The sequence below is a fragment of the Streptomyces sp. SID3343 genome, assembly GCF_009865215.1.
GTDB lineage: Bacteria > Actinomycetota > Actinomycetes > Streptomycetales > Streptomycetaceae > Embleya.
Genome location: NZ_WWJX01001371.1, coordinates 22,410 through 40,536, shown reverse-complemented (window position 1 = coordinate 40,536; position 18,127 = coordinate 22,410). Strand labels below are relative to the sequence as shown.

Annotated in this window: 16 protein-coding genes; 9 read left to right on the top strand and 7 right to left on the bottom strand. The window is 71.6% G+C overall.

The features are described from left to right. From GT354_RS43420 to ligD (GT354_RS43410), 3 genes are all read left to right on the top strand, one after another. On the top strand, positions 1 to 3,604 hold a 3,604-nt coding region (locus tag GT354_RS43420; RefSeq protein ID WP_202512934.1), incomplete at its 5' end, for a hypothetical protein. Between the two features lie 105 nt (positions 3,605 to 3,709). Beyond that, the gene (locus tag GT354_RS43415; RefSeq protein ID WP_161362514.1) at positions 3,710 to 4,900 is read left to right on the top strand and encodes a saccharopine dehydrogenase NADP-binding domain-containing protein; all 1,191 of its coding nucleotides are present in this window, start codon (positions 3,710 to 3,712) and stop codon (positions 4,898 to 4,900) included. Between the two features lie 135 nt (positions 4,901 to 5,035). Further along, entirely contained in the window at positions 5,036 to 5,995 is a 960-nt protein-coding gene (gene ligD, locus GT354_RS43410; protein WP_161362512.1) for a non-homologous end-joining DNA ligase, read from the top strand. 21 nt (positions 5,996 to 6,016) lie between these two features. Here the strand turns inward: ligD (GT354_RS43410) and ligD (GT354_RS43405) are convergent, their stop codons facing one another. Continuing rightward, the gene (gene ligD, locus GT354_RS43405) at positions 6,017 to 6,901 is read right to left on the bottom strand and encodes a non-homologous end-joining DNA ligase (RefSeq protein WP_161362510.1); all 885 of its coding nucleotides are present in this window, start codon (positions 6,899 to 6,901) and stop codon (positions 6,017 to 6,019) included. 58 nt (positions 6,902 to 6,959) lie between these two features. Between ligD (GT354_RS43405) and GT354_RS43400 the strand changes: the two genes are divergently transcribed. Then, the gene (locus GT354_RS43400) at positions 6,960 to 7,922 is read left to right on the top strand and encodes a Ku protein (protein WP_161362508.1); all 963 of its coding nucleotides are present in this window, start codon (positions 6,960 to 6,962) and stop codon (positions 7,920 to 7,922) included. A 34-nt stretch (positions 7,923 to 7,956) separates the two neighbouring features. Here GT354_RS43400 and GT354_RS43395 read toward each other — a convergent pair whose 3' ends face one another. From GT354_RS43395 to GT354_RS43385, 3 genes are all read right to left on the bottom strand, one after another. Beyond that, positions 7,957 to 8,235, bottom strand: a complete 279-nt coding sequence (locus GT354_RS43395; RefSeq protein ID WP_161362506.1) for a hypothetical protein — start codon at positions 8,233 to 8,235, stop codon at positions 7,957 to 7,959. A gap of 287 nt (positions 8,236 to 8,522) precedes the next feature. Then, a complete protein-coding gene (locus tag GT354_RS43390; RefSeq protein WP_161362504.1) occupies positions 8,523 to 8,693 on the bottom strand; it encodes a hydrophobic protein in 171 nt (56 codons plus the stop codon). Between the two features lie 129 nt (positions 8,694 to 8,822). Further along, a complete protein-coding gene (locus GT354_RS43385) occupies positions 8,823 to 10,268 on the bottom strand; it encodes a pyridoxal-dependent decarboxylase (RefSeq protein WP_161362502.1) in 1,446 nt (481 codons plus the stop codon). Positions 10,269 to 10,440: 172 nt separating this feature from the next. Between GT354_RS43385 and GT354_RS43380 the strand changes: the two genes are divergently transcribed. The 3 genes from GT354_RS43380 (at position 10,441) to GT354_RS43370 (ending at position 12,427) form a co-directional block, all read left to right on the top strand. Next, the gene (locus tag GT354_RS43380) at positions 10,441 to 11,007 is read left to right on the top strand and encodes an N-acetyltransferase (protein ID WP_161362500.1); all 567 of its coding nucleotides are present in this window, start codon (positions 10,441 to 10,443) and stop codon (positions 11,005 to 11,007) included. A 150-nt stretch (positions 11,008 to 11,157) separates the two neighbouring features. Beyond that, the gene (locus tag GT354_RS43375; protein WP_161362497.1) at positions 11,158 to 11,886 is read left to right on the top strand and encodes a helix-turn-helix transcriptional regulator; all 729 of its coding nucleotides are present in this window, start codon (positions 11,158 to 11,160) and stop codon (positions 11,884 to 11,886) included. Positions 11,887 to 11,971: 85 nt separating this feature from the next. Beyond that, on the top strand, positions 11,972 to 12,427 hold the full coding sequence (locus GT354_RS43370; RefSeq protein WP_161362495.1) for a nuclear transport factor 2 family protein: 456 nt from the start codon (positions 11,972 to 11,974) through the stop codon (positions 12,425 to 12,427). A gap of 201 nt (positions 12,428 to 12,628) precedes the next feature. On the opposite strand, the gene GT354_RS43365 is transcribed toward GT354_RS43370, so the two are convergent. After that, positions 12,629 to 13,117 (bottom strand): MarR family winged helix-turn-helix transcriptional regulator, encoded by a 489-nt coding sequence (locus GT354_RS43365; protein WP_161362494.1) that lies wholly within the window; start codon positions 13,115 to 13,117, stop codon positions 12,629 to 12,631. Positions 13,118 to 13,170: 53 nt separating this feature from the next. Here GT354_RS43365 and GT354_RS43360 point away from each other — a divergent pair, with 53 nt between their 5' ends. Together GT354_RS43360 and GT354_RS43355 are read left to right on the top strand one after the other, a co-directional pair. Next, the gene (locus GT354_RS43360) at positions 13,171 to 13,650 is read left to right on the top strand and encodes a PPOX class F420-dependent oxidoreductase (protein ID WP_346012443.1); all 480 of its coding nucleotides are present in this window, start codon (positions 13,171 to 13,173) and stop codon (positions 13,648 to 13,650) included. A gap of 172 nt (positions 13,651 to 13,822) precedes the next feature. After that, positions 13,823 to 15,292: an SDR family NAD(P)-dependent oxidoreductase gene (locus tag GT354_RS43355; protein WP_161362490.1), complete on the top strand. Its 1,470-nt coding sequence runs from the start codon at positions 13,823 to 13,825 to the stop codon at positions 15,290 to 15,292. 209 nt (positions 15,293 to 15,501) lie between these two features. On the opposite strand, the gene GT354_RS43350 is transcribed toward GT354_RS43355, so the two are convergent. Continuing rightward, complete coding sequence (locus GT354_RS43350) at positions 15,502 to 16,518, bottom strand: NADP-dependent oxidoreductase (protein WP_161362489.1); 1,017 nt, start codon at positions 16,516 to 16,518, stop codon at positions 15,502 to 15,504. Positions 16,519 to 16,900: 382 nt separating this feature from the next. Then, positions 16,901 to 17,596: a hypothetical protein gene (locus tag GT354_RS43345; protein ID WP_237536030.1), complete on the bottom strand. Its 696-nt coding sequence runs from the start codon at positions 17,594 to 17,596 to the stop codon at positions 16,901 to 16,903. Positions 17,597 to 18,127: the final 531 nt, after the last annotated feature.

Below are 18,127 nucleotides of genomic sequence, written 5' to 3'. Positions count from 1 at the left end.
CCGCGGCACGCTCCCGTCGCTGCTCACCGCGATCGCCGACGGCACCGTCACCGCGACCCCCGACAAGCCCGGCGGCCCGCCGCCGACGCTGACCAAGCCGTACCGCTTCCTGCTCACCGCGACCGACCCCGACGACCTGCGCGACCTGCTCCCCGGCCTGCCGGACGCGCTCGTGCACGACCTGCTCTCCGGCGGCGGCCTGCCCGCCGCCGTGCACGACGCCGCGATCGGCTCGACCGACGAGCGCGCGTGGGTGGCCGTCGCGCGCAACGCCGGCCTGGACATCCGCGATCTCGCCCGGCTGGTCGCCAAGCAACTCCCGGCCGTCGACGCGGCCGCCTATCGCAACGTTCGCTCGACCCCGTCGTTGCGCCGGACGATCGCCGCGCGCGAACCGCTCGACGCGGACCTGCGCGCGGAACTGCTGCAGAACTCCGACTCACAGCTGCTGCGCAACGCCGACCGCCGCACGCTGGCCCCGCTGTTGGTCAGCGGCGATCCGGAACTCGTGGCGTGCGCACTGCGGTTCGGCTGCCGCAAGACCGCCCAGCAGTACGCGTACGTGCGCGTGTGGGAGCGCAACGGCCCCGACGCCGTGCGCGCGCTCCTGGCGGCGTCCGGTACCGGCACCGCGACCCAGATCCGCAACCGGATCGAGGCCGCGCTGAAGTCCGGGACGGGCCCGGCCGACCTGCGCGCGAGCGGCGAACCGTACGAGGATCCGGCGACCCTGCCGAAGCTGTTCCAGACCCGGACCAGCCGCACCACCGTGCGCGACCTCGTGCACGAGCCGTACGCGCACGACTTCCCGCTCCTGATGAGCGCCCACCGGGAGTCCCGCTTCGCGACGGAGGCGATCGACGACCTGCTCCGGCACGAGGACGCCACCGACGAGGACCGCACGTCGCTGCGGCTGGCGATGATCAACTCCTTCCGGGGCCACCACCGCATCGCCGTCGACATCGACCCGGCCGAATGGCTGCGCACGGAGGGCTTCGGCCGAGCCGGGTCGTGGGCGAACGAGGCGGTCGCGCACGGCGTGCTCGACCCGACCCTGCTCGTCGACGTCGCGTATCCCGCGCGCGACGTGGTCTCGGGCACCACCGGGTTCGACCAGGACGCGGTACTCGCCCCGATGCGGATCCGGCTCGCCGAGCTGACGCGTACTCACCTCGCGGGCCACGCCGAGGCGTTCGCAATCGCGCTGGGCCTGATCGACACGTTCGAGGCGTCGCTCGCCGAGCTGATCACCATCGCGGCGCAGGCCGCCGGACCGCCTCCGGCCGCCGAGGAACTCGCCCGCGACGCCGCCGCCGCGCTCGAACAGGCGCTGCGCGAGGCCGCTTCGGCGACCGAGGAACCGGTCGAGGCGCCGCCGACCACCGCCAAGCCGACCAAGCGCGCCGAGATCTTGCCCGACGAGCGTACGAAGCTGTCCGCGGCCGACTTCGTGCGTGCGGTGGCGGAGTCCGCCGGATCGGCGAGCGGCGCGCCGGTGGAGATACCGGTGCCCGCCGACCCGGCGGTGCTTGCGTCGCTCGTCGACGTGTGGGTCGGCAATGCCCCGGGCTACGAGTATCCGAGCTGGGTCTACGAGGCGTGCTTCGCGAGCGCGTCGACACAACCGCGAGTGGCGCTCGGGCGACGGGTCTTCGACGAGGTCGTCGCCAACGACCTGATCGACAGGGGCGAGCCGGAGGTACTCGCGGCGCTCGCCGACAACGCGAGCCTGGAGGAGGTGACGGTGCAGCGGCTCGCGGCGGTCCGGGCCGGCACACCCGCCCCACGCCCGGACGAATACCCGCCGTCCGAGCGCTGGCCTGTTCCGTCCCGGCCGAGTTCCTTCCTGCGTTGGACGGGCGACAACCACCGCGAGAACGGCCGCGGCGACGGTCTGGCCGAGGCCGCCTACCGCCACGGCATCCTCGGCCCGACCGAACTGCTCGACGCACTGCCGACGGTGGCGCTGCTGCCGTTGCCCAGCGCGTGGCGCAACCGGATCGTCGGCGACCGGATCCGCACGGCCGCCGAAGCGCTGGTCGCGCAACGGCTGGGCACCGACCGGGAGTTGTGGCTGCGCGCGTTGACCGCGATGTACACCGGCGCGCAATCCGAGCCGCTGCCCACGTTCTTGTCCAGGATCACCGAACCGGTCGAACCCGTCGAACCCGTCGAACCCAACGAACCCCACGAGACTGCCGAACCCACCGAGGCTGCCGAAACCGCCGCGTCCGCGCCGCTCACGTGGGACGCCGTGTCGTCGCACGAGCGGGTCGGGTTCGATCGGGCCGCGGGCTTCGGCAGCAAGCCGTACCGTTGGCAGTGGCCCGCAGGCCGATTGCTCCTGCTCGCGGGCCCCGAAGCGCTCGCGGTGCTCCTGCCCGAGCTGGGCCCCGACGCGTTCTCGACGCTGTGGGCATTCGCGGATTTCGTCGGATATCACTCCGGGGAGGAGTCGAACGCGCTGATCGACTACGCGTTCGCCGCGCCGGATCGGTCCGCGCTGCACGCCGTCGCGTGGGCCGACCGCAGCCGCGACACCCGAACCCGCATCCTGCGCCTGGACGACCCCGAACTCAACGCGACCCTCTACCAGGTGTGCGACCGCGTCCTCGATGCGCCCTATCGCCGGGTGATCCTGTCCCGAGTCCCCCAGGGCCGGACCGGGTCGGGCCCCGGCGACCTGTTGGCGTGGGATCCCGTGCTGCGCGAACATCTGTTGCGCAACGTCCGGATCTCCGCCGACACGCTGCCGGAGTTGCGCGCACGGATCGAGGCGGCCGACGTCGAGGTGATCGAGCACGCCGTGCGGTTGCTGCACAAGAAGGCGTCGCTGACCGAGCAACTGATCGCGATCCGCGGCCTGTTGCGGTACGGCGGGGCCGACCGGATCACCGATCTGGTCGAACAGGGTCGGCTCGGTGCGACGGCCGCCCGGGTGGTGGTCAAGGCGCTGCGACAGGCCGACCCGGAAACGACGTTGACCGAGCGCATCGACCGCGAACGCACCTTCGACAAGCTGCTGGTCAAGCTGCGCCGGTGCACCGGCGGCTACTACGCCGACGTCCTGCTCACCGCGGGCCACCCCCACGATTGGGACGCGTTCCTGGCCGAGCACGCCCGCGAGCCGTTCCCGTCCGCGGTATGGCATCGCCTGGTCGCGCACCCCGACTCGCCGCCACGCGCCTTGGAGCCGGGGCGGTTGCACCCCACGATCGCCCGGGAGGCGGGCTTGCGCAGCGCGGCGCACGCGCGCGCGGCCGTCGCGCACGGCCACGCCGCGCTCGGCGACGTGGACTGGTACCGGTTCGTGGACCGGGCCGTCGAGGCCGAACTGCTGACCGGCCGTGATCTCGTACACGAGGCACGCGGCGCGGGCACGGTCCTGAACTGGGTCGCCGAAGCCGTGCACCGCATCGAGGTACCGGACGCGATTCGGCTCGCCGGGATCGAGGCCGCCGAGGAGATCGCCTCCCTGGCCACGACCCGTCTGGGCGTCGAACAGGAAGCCTGGGACCGGGTGTTCGCGGCGCTGGCCGGGAACGACTCGACGTGGGACCGGGAGGCGTCCGGGTCGACGATCGCGGCGTTGCTGAGCCGGTGACGACTCGGGGCGCGCCGGGAGCGGCGACGCGCCCCGAACGCGGGCGCCGGTTGTGACCCGTACGGCATCTTGCGGTGCCGGGGGCTACTGCGGAAACCTCGGGGCATGCCGTCCGATACCCGGTTGTATGACATCGTCCTGTTCGGCGCGACCGGGTTCACCGGCGAGCTGACCGCCGCCTATCTGGCCCGCAACGCGCCGGCCGACACGCGCTGGGCCCTCGCGGGCCGCAACCTCGACAAGCTGCGGGCGTTGCGCGAGCGGTTGGCGGCGATCGACCCGGGGTGCGCGAAGCTCGCGCTGCTGTGCGTGGAGGCCGACGACCCGGCCGCTCTGCGCGAGATCGCCGCCGCGTCCCGGGTGGTGGCGACCACGGTGGGCCCCTACGTCCGCTACGGCGGTCCGCTCGTGGCGGCGTGCGCGGAGGCGGGGACGGACTACGTGGACCTGTGCGGTGAACCGGAGTTCGTGGACCGGGTGTACCTGGACCAGCACGCGCGCGCGATCGAGACCGGGGCACGTCTCGTGCACGCGTGCGGGTTCGACTCGATCCCGCACGACCTCGGCGTGCTGTACACGGTCGGGCTGTTGCCGAGCGACGTGCCGATCCGAGTCGACGGTTTCGTCCGGGCGAGCGGCATGCCCTCGGGAGGTACGTTCGACTCGGTGCTCACCGCGTTCTCCCGGTCCCACGAGGGCGAGCGGGTGCATCGGGCCCGGCGGGCGATCGAGCCCGCGCCGACCGGTCGCCGGGTGCGGATCGGCGGCGGTCCGCCTCGCCTGGACCGGACGACCCGGATGTGGGCCGTACCGCTGCCCACGATCGACCCGCAGGTCGTCGTGCGCTCGGCGGCCGCGCTGGAGCGCTACGGCCCCGATTTCACCTACCGGCACTACGCGGCCGTCAAGCACCTGCCGGTCGCGCTCGCCGGCGCCGTGGGCCTGGGTGCCCTGTACACGCTGGCCCGGATTCCGCCGGCCCGCGAACACCTCCTCGCCCGGCGGCCACCGGGCACCGGTCCCTCCCCCGCCGCCCGCGCGAAGGCGTGGTTTCGCGTGCTGTTCGTCGCCGAGACGCCGACTCGACGGGTTGTCACGGAGGTCGCCGGCGGCGATCCCGGCTACGACGAAACAGCCAAGATGCTCGCCGAGTCGGCGCTGTCCCTGGCCCACGACGACCTGCCGCTCACCGCCGGTCAGACCACCACGGCCGCCGCGCTCGGCCAGGCCCTGATCTCGCGGCTGACCGCCGCCGGCATCGCCTTCCGCGTGGTCCGGGACGAGGCTCGCGGATAGCGAACCGCGCGGCGGCGGTGGCCCAGGCGTACAAGCGCGGCCTGCCGAACCGGCCCCCGGCCCCCGGCCCGGCCGAACGAGGGACAACGCCGGTCGCGGCGTATACATCGCGGCGCGAGCGACCACGTTCATCCCATGGCCGCGCTCCCCGTGTACTCGCCCATGCTCGCGACCGCGGGCACGCTCCCGCCCCCGGACCACGACGACGAGTGGGCGTACGAGACCAAGCTCGACGGCCAGCGCTGCCTGGCGTACCTCCCGGGCAACGGCACGATCGTGCTGCGCTCGCGGTCGGGGATGGACATCACCGCGGCCTACCCGGAGCTGCGCGCGCTGCGCACCGCCCTCGGCGGGGTCTCCGCGGTCCTGGACGGCGAGATCGTCGCCCTGGACGAACACGGGCACAGCGACTTCGAGCGCCTCCAGCAGCGGATGGGCCTGGCCGACCACCCCGCCGAGGCTGCCCGGATGCGGCACACGACGCCGGCTCACCTGATGCTGTTCGACGTCCCGTTCCTGGGCGGCGAGGCGCTGATCGGCCACCCGTACGCCGCGCGGCGCGCCGCCCTCGAGGGCCTGCCGCTGGACAGCGCGCACTGGTCGACACCGACCGCGATCGTGGGGCACGGTGAGGCCGCACTGGCGGCGACCCGGGCGGCGGGGTTGGAGGGCCTGGTGTGCAAGCGACTCGACTCGGCATACCTGCCGGGGAAGCGATCGGCCACCTGGGTCAAGATCCGCCACGTACAGACCGTCGACGTGGTCATCGGCGGCTGGCTCCCGGGCAACGGCCGCCTCGCCGGCCTCCCGGGCGCCCTGCTCATGGGCATCCCGCACGAGGGCGGCCTGCGCTATGTCGGCGCCGTGGGCACAGGCTTCTCCGACCACGAACGCGAGCGAATCGGCGAACTCCTCGCGGTCGCCGCGATCGACGAGTGCCCCTTCGACCCCGAGCCCCGCGAACCGGCAGCCCGCTGGGCCCTCCCCCGCCTGGTCGGCGAGGTCCGCTACGCGATGCGCACCCGTACCGGAATACTGCGCCACCCCTCCTGGCACCGCCTACGCCCCGACCTCGCGGGCGAGGATCTCGCTTGAGTCCGGCCGGCCCCCGGGCGGTCAGTCGTCGGGTAGGCGGCCGGTGGTGTCGGGGTCCAGGAGGGCGGCCAGTAGGTCGCCCTCGCGTTCGATGCGGGTGAGTACGTCGTCCGGGCCGAAGTTCAGTTCGGTGTCGGATTCGATCTCGGCCCAGGTCACCGGCGTCGACACGGTCGGCTCGGGCTGCGCCCGCAGGGTGTAGGGGGCGGCGGTGGTCTTCGCGGTGGAGTTCTGGCTCCAGTCCACGAACACGTGGTCGGCGCGCAGTTCCTTGGCCATCCGGTGCACGACCAGTGCGGGGTGTTCGGCTTCCAGGCGTACCGCGAGCGCCTTCGCGTAGCCGCTCACCGCCTTGTTCGAGGCCGGCTCGATCGCCGCGTACAGGTGCAGGCCCTTGCTGCCCGACGTCTTGACCACACACGTCAGGCCGTCCCGGGCGAGCAGGTCGCGTGCGAGTACCGCGACCTCGCGGCATTCGCGCAGTCCCGCGCCGGGTCCGGGGTCCAGGTCGAGCACGAGGCGGTCGTGGCCTTCGGGGTCGGTGCGCCACTGGGGGACGTGCATCTCGATCGCGGAGAGGTTGGCCGCCCACATCAGCGTCGCGAGCGAGTTCACGTCGACTTGGCGGCGGGTCTCGCCCTTGCCGACCACCTCGATCGTGCTCACCCAGGCGGGCGTACCGGCCGGCAGGTGCTTGTTGTAGAAGCGCGTGTCGCCCACGCCGTGCGGAAACCGGATGAAGGACACGGGCCGACCGCTGACGTGCGGCAGCAGTACGGGGGCGACCCGGGCGTAGTAGTCGAGTGCCTGGCCCTTGGTGTAGCCGGTCTCGGGCCACCACACCTTGTCCAGGTGGGTGAGGGCGAGGCGGTGTCCGTCGACTGTCGTGCTGATGCGCTCCGGCATACCGTGAAGGTCCCCCCGCGTCACATATCGATGCAAAACCCCTCGAAAGTGGGCCCCGATGCGCAGCAGCTGGAAAGGCGCGATCACGTTCGGACTGGTGAGCATCCCGGTCCAACTGTTTCCCGCGACCGAGGAGCACGGCGTCCACCTGCACCAGGTGCACGAGAAGGACGGCGGCCGGATCCGGCTCAAGCGGTACTGCGAGCTGGAGGAGCGCGAGGTCCCGTACAAGGAGATCGCGAAGGCGTACGAGTCCCCCGACGGTCGACAGGCGGTGCTCACCGACGAGGACATGGCCGAGTTGCCGCTGCCCAGCAAGAAGATCATCGACGTGCTGGCGTTCGTGGACGTCGACGAGATCGACCCGCTGATGCTCTCGAAGGCGTACTACCTCCAGACCGCGACGCCGAGCGCGGCCAAGCCGTATGTGCTGCTGCGCGAGGCGCTGGTCAAGTCCGGCAAGTCCGCGGTCACCAAGATCACGCTGCGCACCCGCGAGAGCCTGGCGCTGCTGCGCGTGCACGACGACATTTTGATCCTGCAGACGATGCTGTGGCCGGACGAGGTACGAGCGCCCAAGGGCCTGGCCCCCGAGGGCAAGTTCGACATCCGGCCGCAGGAGCTGAAGATGGCGACGTCGTTGATGGACACGCTGAGCGAGGACTTCGACTTCCACACCTTGCACGACGACTACAAGGTGGCCCTCGACTCGCTGGTCGCCGCCCGCCTCGACGGCAGCGCCCCCGCCGAGTCGGACGAGGGCGACGACTCGAAGGCGCCCGACAACGTGGTGGACCTGATGGCGGCCCTGACCGCGAGTGTCAAGGCCGCGAAGAAGCCCGGAGCCGGGAAAAGCTCGGCGAGGGGCGAGACGGGAGAGGCCGGAGCGGGAAGCGGGAAGAAGACCGCGTCGAAGACGGCGGCCAAGAAGTCGGCGGCGAAGAAGAGCTCGGCCGGGAAGAGTACGGCGGCGAAGAAGACTGCCGAGGGCAAGCCCGCCCGCAAGCGGACGAGCGCCTGACCGGCGTCGATCGGTAGGGATCCGTGATGCCCGGCTATACCTGGGCGAAGGCCGCCAGCCGGTCGGCCAGCGGTACCGGCTCCTCGGCGAGACCGTCGGCCGAGCCGCTGCCGAGTCGGGCACACACTCCACGGCACGCGAAGGTCTGCCGGTCGTCGACCCGACCCACCGGAACCGCGTCGTGGCCGGGTTTTTCCTCGGTCGGGCGCAAGTCGCGGCCGCACATCGTGCAGGCGAGACCGTAGGTCATCTCCACGGTCGTCTCGGGTCGGGAACTCCGGCGATGGCCGGCGATCGAGTGCTGTGAGTACATGGGTTTGATCCTCTGGTCGATCTGATGCGCGGGGTTGGGATCGCCGCAGACGACACCGCCGTGGGTGGCGGCATACGAGGTGCCCTCGGTACCACCAACGTACTCCCTGCCGCCCGCCGGACCGAGCCCCCGAGCGCCCTGTCGGATCGTTTCCCCCGGCCGGCCCCGGCTCGGACGCCCGGCCGGGTGCCCGATCGCTTCTCGGCTCCTGTGTCCGGATCCGAACGCGGCTGCGGGGCCCGCCGTTTCGGCGGGCCCCGCTTCCGGTGGTTCGATCGCGCGTCAGGTCACCAGCGGTACCAACGCCCACGACGACCACCCGTGCCGGCACCACGGAACACGAATCCGAGGACCCAGACCACGAGCACTATGACGGCGAGCCACCACAGGATCTTGAGGGCGAACCCTGCACCGAACAGGATCAATGCGAGCAGAAGCACGATAAGCAGCGGAATCATCTTGAACCACCTCCGCTCGAACGTCTGCCCCGGAAATTGGGCTTCACTCAATCGAGTTTCGGGTACCATTTTATACCGCTTACCGGTATTTGATCCCTTTTGCGGTCGAGGTTTTTGCCGCCGGCTTCGCTACCGACCCGCGCGGATGTCGTCCGCGACGCGCGCGCCGATCTCGCGGACGACGTCGACCAGCAGGTCCACGTCGCGTTCGGTGGTCCGCCAGTTCACCAGCGCCGGCCGCAGTGCCGTTCGGCCGCGGTAGACGGTGGTGCCCGGATATACCCGGCCGTCCTCCTGGAGTTGTTCGCCCAGTCGCCGGTTCAGTTCGTCCACCTCCGCGTCGGCCATCCCTTCCGGGCGGTAGCGAAAGCACACGACGCACAGGCGCACGGGGGCGAGCAGTTCGAGCAGGGGGTCGGCCTCGGCGATGGCGCCGAGGCGCAGCGCGAGGTCGTTGTGCCGCTCGACCATCGCACGGTAGCCCGACCGGCCGTACGCGCGCAGCGTCGCCCAGATCGGCAGCGCGCGGGCGCGGCGCGAGGACTCCGGGCCGAGTGCGCCGTAGTTGAGGTGCGTGTCGCCGGCGCCCGGCAGGTATGGCGCGTTCCACGCACCGAACGCGCGACCCAGGATCGTCGGGTCGCGGACGAACACGAAGCCGCTCTCGTAGGGGACGTTGAGCCACTTGTGGCCGTCGGCCGCAACCGAGTTCGCCCGTTCGACGCCGCTCACCAGGTGTGCGAGCCGCGGCGATACGCCGGCGAACAGGCCGAACGCGCCGTCCACATGCAGCCAGGCCCCGTAGCGCTCGGCGAGGTCGGCGAGGGCGTCGATCGGGTCGAAGTCTCCGGTGTTGACCTCGCCGGCACTGGCGATGATCACGGCGGGGCCGTCGATCTCGATCAGCGCGCGTTCCATCGCGTCGATGTCGACGCGGCCGGCGTCGTCGCGGGCGCACACCGTGAGGGTGTCCCTGCCCAGGCCGAGGATCTGGAGCGCCTTGCGGTTGCTGGGGTGGACGTAGCCGCCGGCCAGGACGGGCATCCGGGGCAGTCCGGCGAGGCCGTCGACGGTGACGTCCACGCCGTGCCGCTCGGCCCACCAATGGCGCGCGCACGCGAGCGCGGTGAGGTTGGCGAATGTCGCGCTCGGGGTCAGCACCGCGCCGTACGAGTCGGGCAGTGCGAACAGGTCCTTGAGCCAGCCGAGCACGATCGTCTCGGCCTCGGTCGCGAGCGCGGACGCGGCCCACAGGCCGGCCGCCTGGTCGAGCAGCGACGTGACCCAGTCGGCCGCCTGCGCCGCGGGCGTCGAGCCACCGACGACGAAGTGGAAGAAGCGGGGACCGGACGAGTGCGTCGCCGCGCGGGTGCCGACCTCGATCAGTTCCTCGATGCCGGCCAGCGTGCCGCAGCCTCGCTCGGGCAGCGGCCCGCCGAGGCGGTCCAAGAGCACGTCGGCGGCCGCATCGCGCACGGGCAGATCGGGCAGCGCCTCCAGGTAGGGCCCGGCGGCCTTGGCCACGAGGTCGAGGGCGGGCCGGGCGAGGTCGCGTTCGTGGAGTGGGTCCGTCATGGGTGCAGAAGAACACGAGGGCGCCTGCGGAGTCGAGCATGTGCGGGAGATCCAAAGCTTCTTGACGTCGCGTCAGGACTCGGTAACGGCCCGGGGCTCGGGCTTGCGAGCGGATCGCCGCGGGCATCTCCTGTGCGGTAGTGGGCGAAGCACGATCGCGATCGGAGCGCACGTGGCGAACATCGACCTCACCCACCATTCGGCCGCCGACCTCGGCGACGTACGGCCGATCCTGCTGGAGGTGTACGCCGAGGTGTACGCGCGCGACCTGGACGGGCCGTTCGGCTCGGTGGCGGCCTTCGCGCGTCGCTTGGACGGCTACGCCGCGGCGCCGGGCTTCGCGTGCGCGATCGGCGTCGAGCACGGGACGGTGGTGGGCTACGCGTTCGGTTATCCGCTGCCGGTGGGGGCGCGCTGGTGGCTGGGCCTGACCGACCCGGTGCCGGCGGCCGAGATCGCGGAGACGGGCCGGCGCACGTTCGCGCTCAACGAGTTGATGGTCCGCGCGCCGTGGCGCGGCACCGACGCCGCCCACACCATCCACGAGGCGCTCGTGGCCGGCCGCGCGGAAGAGCGGGTGACCCTCCTCGTCGACCCGACCCATCCGAAGGTGCTCGCGCTGTACCGACGCTGGGGCTATCGGGTGTTGAGCGACCTGCGCCCGGCCTGGCCGGACGCGCCGCTGCTCACGGTGATGTTGCGCGAGCCGATCTCGGGCGGGTGCGGGGCCGAGCCGTGAGGCGAGTGGTGGGCCGGCCGGGTCGAGATCGCGGGTGGCGACCCCGGCCGGGTTGTCGGACGATCCTCCGAAACCCGGGGGATGTTCGGCCGCCGGCCCGGGTCGATCACACCGCTCCGATCATGGCGCGCGGGACCCTACCCTTTGCGCGTGCGGTCACTGAGAGGCATCGAGGCTTATCCCCCGTTCGATCCCGAGGCGGCTGGGCGACAGCGGCGTGCGCTGGGTCTGACGTTCGCTCGGGTCGCCGCCGCGATGGTGGCCTTCCGGGTTCGGGTGCCGCCGACCGACGTCGCCGCGTGGGAGGCCGGGACGGCGCGGCCCGGGGAGGACGAACTGCTCGCGTTGGCCGAGGCGTTGTGGTGTTCGCCGGCCGAACTGATGGGCCGCCCCGAGACGTTGCGCGAGTATCGGCTCGGGGCGCGGCTCTCCGCGTCCGAGCTCGCCAGGCGGCTGGGGCTGCCGGAGCCGAACTATCTGCGCGCCGAGGCGGAGAACCGCTGGCGCGGTGACGAGCGGGCGAGCGCGCTGCTCGTCTACGAACTCGGCTTGGATCTGCGCGGGCTCACCGAGGTGGCCGGCGCCGCCCCGGTGCTGCGCGAATTGCTGCGCGACGCGGCCCTGGGGCGGTGGCAGGCTCGGGTCGGCAAGGTCGGCGCGCTGCTCGCGCTGCGGCGCAACCGGGTGTCGTCCGTCCTGGAGGTACTCAACGACGAGTTCGCCTCGCGCGCGACGTTGTCACTGTCGTGGGTGCCGCGATCGGACCCGCCGGAGCGGCGGGGCTCGGGCGTCGACGCGCAGGAGGTCTTCGACCGCTTCTGGGCGCTGCTGGGGCATCCGACGGCCCATCCGGCGGCAGCCGGCGTGTGGCGGACCTGACGTACGGCCGTTCGGGCGCCACCGCATCGGGACGAAAATGCTTGCCTCTGTTTAGTTTCCTGGTCCGTGTGCGTAGGGTGCCGCCATGAGTGACGTGCGGAGTGACGCAACGAGTGACGCCGCCGCGAACAAGCGGCTGATCGAGCAGTTCTGGCAGGACCTGTACGCCCGCGACTTCGCCAAGGTCGCCGCCCGTTTCGCCGAGGACGGCCACTACACGGACGTCGCCGCGCCCGGGCCCGGTGCGACCGGTCCTGCGGCGATCGAGGCGCGGCTTCGGCTCGGCCTGGAGGAGCTCACGGGCTACATCCACCACCACAAGAGCACGGTGGGCGACGGCGACATCGTGGTCACCGAACACGCCGAGGAGTGGCACTGGGAATCCGGTGAGCAGGTGGTCCTGCCGTTCGTGTCGATCCACGAGTTCCGGGACGGCAAGATCGTGCGCTGGCACGACTATTGGGACTTCGGCACGCTCATGAACGCGGCGCCGCAGTGGTGGCTGGAACACGTCGCCAAGGGCTACGCGCAGAGCGCCTGACGCACGATTCGCCGCCCGCCGGCGACAGCGTGTGCGTCGACGGGACTCGCCCCTTCGAATGTCCCGTGGGCCACCCGCGGCAACATCGAGGTCGAGGTCACCGCGGTCCGAGCGCACGCCACACCTCTCGCGCTGCCCACGACCTCGGTCGTGGGCAGCGTTTTCGTCGGTGCGGTTCCTGCCGCCCGTCACCCGTCCCCGTCACCCGCGCGGTCGGGTCCCGTCTCCGGCGTCGGCCTCGGCCGACCGCCGGACCACCGTCTCGCCGATTTCCGCGAGCGCCTGAACCTGATCCTTCGTCAACAGGTCGATCAGGTTGCGCCGTACGGATGCCACGTGGAGGGACGCGGCCTCCTCGATCGCCCGCAGGCCGTCGTCGGTGAGCACGATGTCGGCTCCGCGCCCGTCGCCCGCGCAGTCCTCGCGGCGGACCAGGCCGCGCTGTTGCATCCGCTTGATGTGGTGGGACATCCGGCTCTGCGACCACAGCATGCGGTCCGCCAGCTCACCGAGCCGGCGCCGGTGACCGGCCGCCTCGGACAGTTCGGACAACACGTCGTAGTCGGGCTCCGAGAGGCCCGAGTCCACGGTCAGGTCACGGGCGATCCGGCTGTCGGCGAGCAGCCGCAGTCGGCGATACGCGCGCCATGCGCGCTGCTCCCGCTCGTCGAGCCAGGGCGGCTGATCCATGTCGCCAATCTAGCAGGTGCTTGACATGTCATGTACTTCGGTCGAAGGTCTACATGACACGTCAAGTAGATCTGTTCGGCCACCCCGACGAAAGCGAGCGACTCGACATGGATACGGATATGGACACGAAACTCCTCGGCACGGACCGTCGCGGCGTACTCACCACCCTCAAGCGCGACGGTCGGCCCCAGTTGTCCCCCGTCTCCTATCTGTGGGAACCCGACCTGCGACGGATCCGGATCTCCGCCACCGACGACCGCGCCAAGACCCGCAACCTGCGCCGCGACCCCCGAGCGAGCTTCCTGGTCACCGCCCCCGAATACGCGGCCTACCTGATCGCGGAGGGTCTCGCCGAGGTGAGCGCGCCCGCCCTCGCCCGCGACGACGCGATCACCGAGGAACTGGTCGAGGTCTTCCGGCTGATCGCGGGCGAGCACCCGGACTGGGCGGAGTACCGCGACGTCATGGTCGAGGAACGGCGCGTGGTGATCAGGATCGCGGTCGAGCGCACGTACGGCTGGTCCCGGGACTGAGCGGGGCGCGGGAGCGGGGCCGAGGAGCCGGAGGCCGGGGCCGGGTGCCGACCGTCGAGGGGCGGGCACCCGTACTCGGCCCGGCGCTTGGTGAATTGGCCCAGGTCTCGGCACAACGTAGAGTTTCGCCGGGGTTTTGGTGCGAGAAGCGATCCAGGAAACGGCAGCGGCGATGACAGCGAGTAGTGGGATTCAGGCGGACACGGGCATCGCGGAGGGGATCGATCCCGCGCGGATGGAGTTGTGCCTGAGTGTGCTCGCCGAGGTCGAGGGGCTGGACGTCGAACACCCCGACGCCGTGCTCGTCCGGCGGGCCACCGCCGCGATCTACAAGAGCGTCAAGGAGCGTCGCCGCAAGGAGCGCCGGGACAGGATCATCGCCAACGACGAGGCCGTGACGGCGGCGACCGCGACCGGGGCACCCGGGCGGATCGACGACGAGACGCTCGGCATCGCGCTGACCACGGTGACCACGAGCGAGATCGCGGGAGTGCTGAAGAAGGCGCGCGCGTGCTACGTCTGCAAGACCCGCTACACCGAGGTGGACGCCTTCTACCACCAGCTGTGTCCGCCGTGCGCCGCCGAGAACCGGGCCAGGCGCGACCAGCGCACCGACCTGACGGGACGGCGGGCGCTGCTCACCGGCGGGCGCGCGAAGATCGGCATGTACATCGCGCTGCGGCTGCTGCGCGACGGCGCGCACACCACGATCACCACGCGCTTTCCCAACGACGCGATCCGCCGCTTCGCCGCGATGCCGGACAGCGCCGACTGGCTGCACCGCCTCAAGATCGCCGGGATAGACCTGCGCGACCCGGCCCAGGTGGTCGCGCTCGCCGACTCGGTCGCCGAGGCGGGTCCGCTGGACATCCTGATCAACAACGCCGCGCAGACGGTGCGGCGCACCCCGCAGGCGTACGCGGCGCTGGCCGCAGCCGAGGACGCGCCGCTGCCGGCGGGCGAGTTGCCCGAGATGGTGTCGTTCGGCCACATCGGCGGCAGCGGCCACGTACTGCTGCCGGGCCAGTCCCGTACCGACGACCAGGCGCTCACCCCGCAGGCGCTCACCACGCTCGCGCTCACCAGCGGCTCGGCCTCGCCGGCCCGGATCGAGTCGGGTACCGCGATCGACGCGGGCGGCCTGGTCCCGGACCTCGACCCGATCAACAGCTGGACCCAGCGCGTGCACGAGGTGGACCCGGTAGAGCTGCTCGAAGTGCAACTGTGCAACGTCACCGCGCCGTTCGTGCTCGTCAGCCGGCTGCGGCCGGCGATGGCGGCCGCGCGGGCACGACGCAAGTACGTGGTCAACGTGTCGGCGATGGAGGGCCAGTTCGCCCGCGGCTACAAGGGCCCCGGCCACCCGCACACCAACATGGCCAAGGCCGCGCTGAACATGCTGACTCGGACCAGCGCCGAGGAGATGCTCGCCGACGGCATCCTGATGACGGCCGTGGACACCGGGTGGATCACCGACGAGCGTCCGCACCCGCAGAAGATGCGGCTCGCCGACGAGGGCTTCCACGCGCCGTTGGACCTGGTCGACGGGGCGGCCCGGGTGTACGACCCGATCGTGCGCGGCGAGGCGGGCGAGGATCTGTACGGCTGCTTCCTGAAGGACTACGCGCCGGCTGCCTGGTAGGTCGGCTCGGGCCGGATCGGATCCGGTCGACCCGGGTCCGACCGGGTCGATTCGCTCGGTCGGGTCGAGTCGGGTCGGGTCGACTCGCGCCGGGTCGGGTGGACCAAGCGAGTCGGTCGGTTCGGTCGGGGTGATCCGATTGGGCCCACGCGATCCCCCGGTCGCGTGGGCCCTTCGGTGTGTACTGCCGGCCGGTGCCCGGTACCGGGTCACTCCGGGAGGGCGACGACCATCTTCCCGGTGTTCTCGCCGCGCAGCATGCCCAGGAAGGCGTCGAACGTGTTCTCGATGCCCTCGACCACCGTCTCGCGATACTTCAGCTTCCCGTCCTTGAGCCAGCCGCCGACCTCGGCGAAGAACGCGTCGCGCCGGTCGTAGTGGTCGATCACGATGAAGCCCTGAAGGCGCAGTCGCTTGCCGATGGACAGCGCGAGGTTGCGCGGCGCGGGCGTCGACTCGGTGGCGTTGTACTGCGCGATCGCGCCGCACATGGCGACCCGGCCGTGCGTGTGCAGCGCACCGATGGCGGCCTCCAGGTGCTCGCCGCCGACGTTGTCGAAGTAGACGTCGATTCCGTCGGGGGCGGCCTTGGCGAGTTGATCGGCGACGGGGGTGTCCTCCTTGTAGTCGAACGCGGCGTCGAAGCCGTACTCCTCGACCAGCAACTCGACCTTCTCGGCCGAACCGGCGCTGCCGATCACCCGGGACGCGCCCTTGAGTTTGGCGATCTGGCCCACCTGGCTGCCTACCGCGCCTGCCGCGCCGGACACGAACACGGCCTCGCCGGCCTTGAAGGACGCGACGTCGAGCAGGCCCGACCACGCGGTCAGACCGGTCATCCCCAGGACGCCCAGATAGGCGGACAGCGCCGCGGCGTTCGGGTCGACCTTGGTCACGCCCTCGGCGTCCACGACGGTGTACTCGCGCCACCCCAGCCAGTGCAGCACGTAGTCGCCCTCGGCGAACCCGTCCGCCGTCGAGGCCAGCACACGGCCGACCGCGCCGCCCTCCATCGGTTCGTTCAGCTTGAACGGCGGGACGTACGACTTGGCGTCGTTCATCCGGCCGCGCATCGCGGGGTCGACGGACAGGAACAGGTTGCGGACCAGGAGCCGGCCCGGGGCGAGCTCGGGGATCTCGACCTCGCGCAGCTCGACGTCCTCGGGCTTGGGCCACCCCTTGGGGCGGGCGAGGAGGTGCCAGGCACGGCTGGTGGTGGGAAGCATGGGGGTGAGCCTTTCCTGTGGTCGGGAGGCGTGCTGCGGGGTTCGGGGACGAGGGCCGGTCCTCCGGGAGGGAGACCGCGACCGGCTCGGCTCTCGCGGGTACCCGCTTGAGGCCGACCAACGCCACGCCGACGGCCGGCCGCCGGGTCGAACGTCGTCGCCGCCGAAGAGGGCCACGCCATGACCCGCCGCGCCACGACCCGCCACTCCAGGACCCACCGCGCCCGTGAGGAAACGCAGACCACGCGTGGTGCGCTCGACGCGCCGAGCGCCGACGAGCGCACCACGCCGTACGCACTCCCGGAGCAACTGCGCCCGCCGTCGAGGTCGCATCCGGCTCGGGAGGCCGGGCCGGGAGGCGGCGCCGTGCGGCGCGGGCCGCTCAGTTGGCGCAGGTCACCTGCAGGTAGGCGGTCTGGCGCTCGTCGACCGGCTCGGCGAGGATCACCCGCAGCGTGGTCGGGCACGCCTTGAACTGCTGCCACGGTGTCGTTGCGGTCAGGTATGCCTGGCCGGTACTCAACGGCCAGTCGTCGGTCCTGAACCGGTACACGAACGGAGTGGACCTCATCTCGGTCGGGTTGATCCCGATCGAGGTCAGGTAGGCGCCGACCGCGGCGGTCGACGCGGTGAACTCGAACACCGCGCCGCCGGGCGTCCCGATCCTGTCGCCGCAGTACCGCACCTGCTCGCCCTCCTTCGGCAGCGAGACGCCGTACTCGCGCTCGACCGTCGACAGCCCCGACGAGACCGGGCACTTCGGGTAGGCGCGCCCACCGTCGGACGAGCTCGAAACCTCCCGGTTCACCCAGTAGGCCAGCCCCGCGCCGATCACCAGCACGATCGGCACCGCGACCAGCACCGGCCGGGTGAACCGTCGGTCCGAGGTCTTGCGGGACCTGCTCCGATTGCCGCGCGACCCGACCCGCGACCCGGGCGCCAGGGCGAGCCGTTCACCACTCGCCGGCTCGGCCCGCGCAGCGGGCGGCGGTTCGCTCCGCCGGGTGCGCCGCACGTCGTCTTGCGACTCGGCCCACGAGCCGTCGCGCAAATATTCGTCTCGCAACTCGTCTCGCAACTCGTCTCCCTGCGGAGCCGGCACACCCCGCCGCTCCGACGTCGCCCCACGCCGCCACTCGACCCCGCCCCGAGTCCCCACTCCGGCAGCCGACCTGACGTGCTGTCAGGTGGGGGGTCAACTTACCCGCCGCGAAGTCCCCGGCGCAGCGTTATCCGGATGGTCACAATCCGGATAACACCCCACCGCGGCCCGCCGGTCGGGGCCGCCGTGTCGCCGCTTCCGTCCCTGCCCCGCAGGACGCGGGTAGACCCGAACTCCCGCTCGCCGTCGCTCGTCTCGGCAACTCCCTTCGCCGTCGCCGTCTTTGTGGTTCGCGGCGATGTGGTCGACGTACGTACGGTCCGTCCTACGCGGCGCTCGAAGCACGCAACCCGACGCGCGGCCCGCGGCAGCGACGGTCGACGCGTCCGGGCACAGGAGCAGCCACGCACACTCCCGGGGCGGCTGCGATGCGATATGCGAGACGATCGAACATGTAATTGCGCTTCTCAGCGATGTTCAGTCTCACTCGACGCCGCTTGAATAGAG

Coding starts and splice junctions, on each gene's coding strand:
- GT354_RS43415 (WP_161362514.1), top strand. CDS start 3,710: ATGCCGTCCGATACCCGGTTGTATGACATCGTCCTGTTCGGCGCGACC.
- ligD (WP_161362512.1), top strand. CDS start 5,036: ATGGCCGCGCTCCCCGTGTACTCGCCCATGCTCGCGACCGCGGGCACG.
- ligD (WP_161362510.1), bottom strand. CDS start 6,901: ATGCCGGAGCGCATCAGCACGACAGTCGACGGACACCGCCTCGCCCTC.
- GT354_RS43400 (WP_161362508.1), top strand. CDS start 6,960: ATGCGCAGCAGCTGGAAAGGCGCGATCACGTTCGGACTGGTGAGCATC.
- GT354_RS43395 (WP_161362506.1), bottom strand. CDS start 8,235: ATGTACTCACAGCACTCGATCGCCGGCCATCGCCGGAGTTCCCGACCC.
- GT354_RS43390 (WP_161362504.1), bottom strand. CDS start 8,693: ATGATTCCGCTGCTTATCGTGCTTCTGCTCGCATTGATCCTGTTCGGT.
- GT354_RS43385 (WP_161362502.1), bottom strand. CDS start 10,268: ATGACGGACCCACTCCACGAACGCGACCTCGCCCGGCCCGCCCTCGAC.
- GT354_RS43370 (WP_161362495.1), top strand. CDS start 11,972: ATGAGTGACGTGCGGAGTGACGCAACGAGTGACGCCGCCGCGAACAAG.
- GT354_RS43365 (WP_161362494.1), bottom strand. CDS start 13,117: ATGGATCAGCCGCCCTGGCTCGACGAGCGGGAGCAGCGCGCATGGCGC.
- GT354_RS43360 (WP_346012443.1), top strand. CDS start 13,171: ATGACACGTCAAGTAGATCTGTTCGGCCACCCCGACGAAAGCGAGCGA.
- GT354_RS43355 (WP_161362490.1), top strand. CDS start 13,823: ATGACAGCGAGTAGTGGGATTCAGGCGGACACGGGCATCGCGGAGGGG.
- GT354_RS43350 (WP_161362489.1), bottom strand. CDS start 16,518: ATGCTTCCCACCACCAGCCGTGCCTGGCACCTCCTCGCCCGCCCCAAG.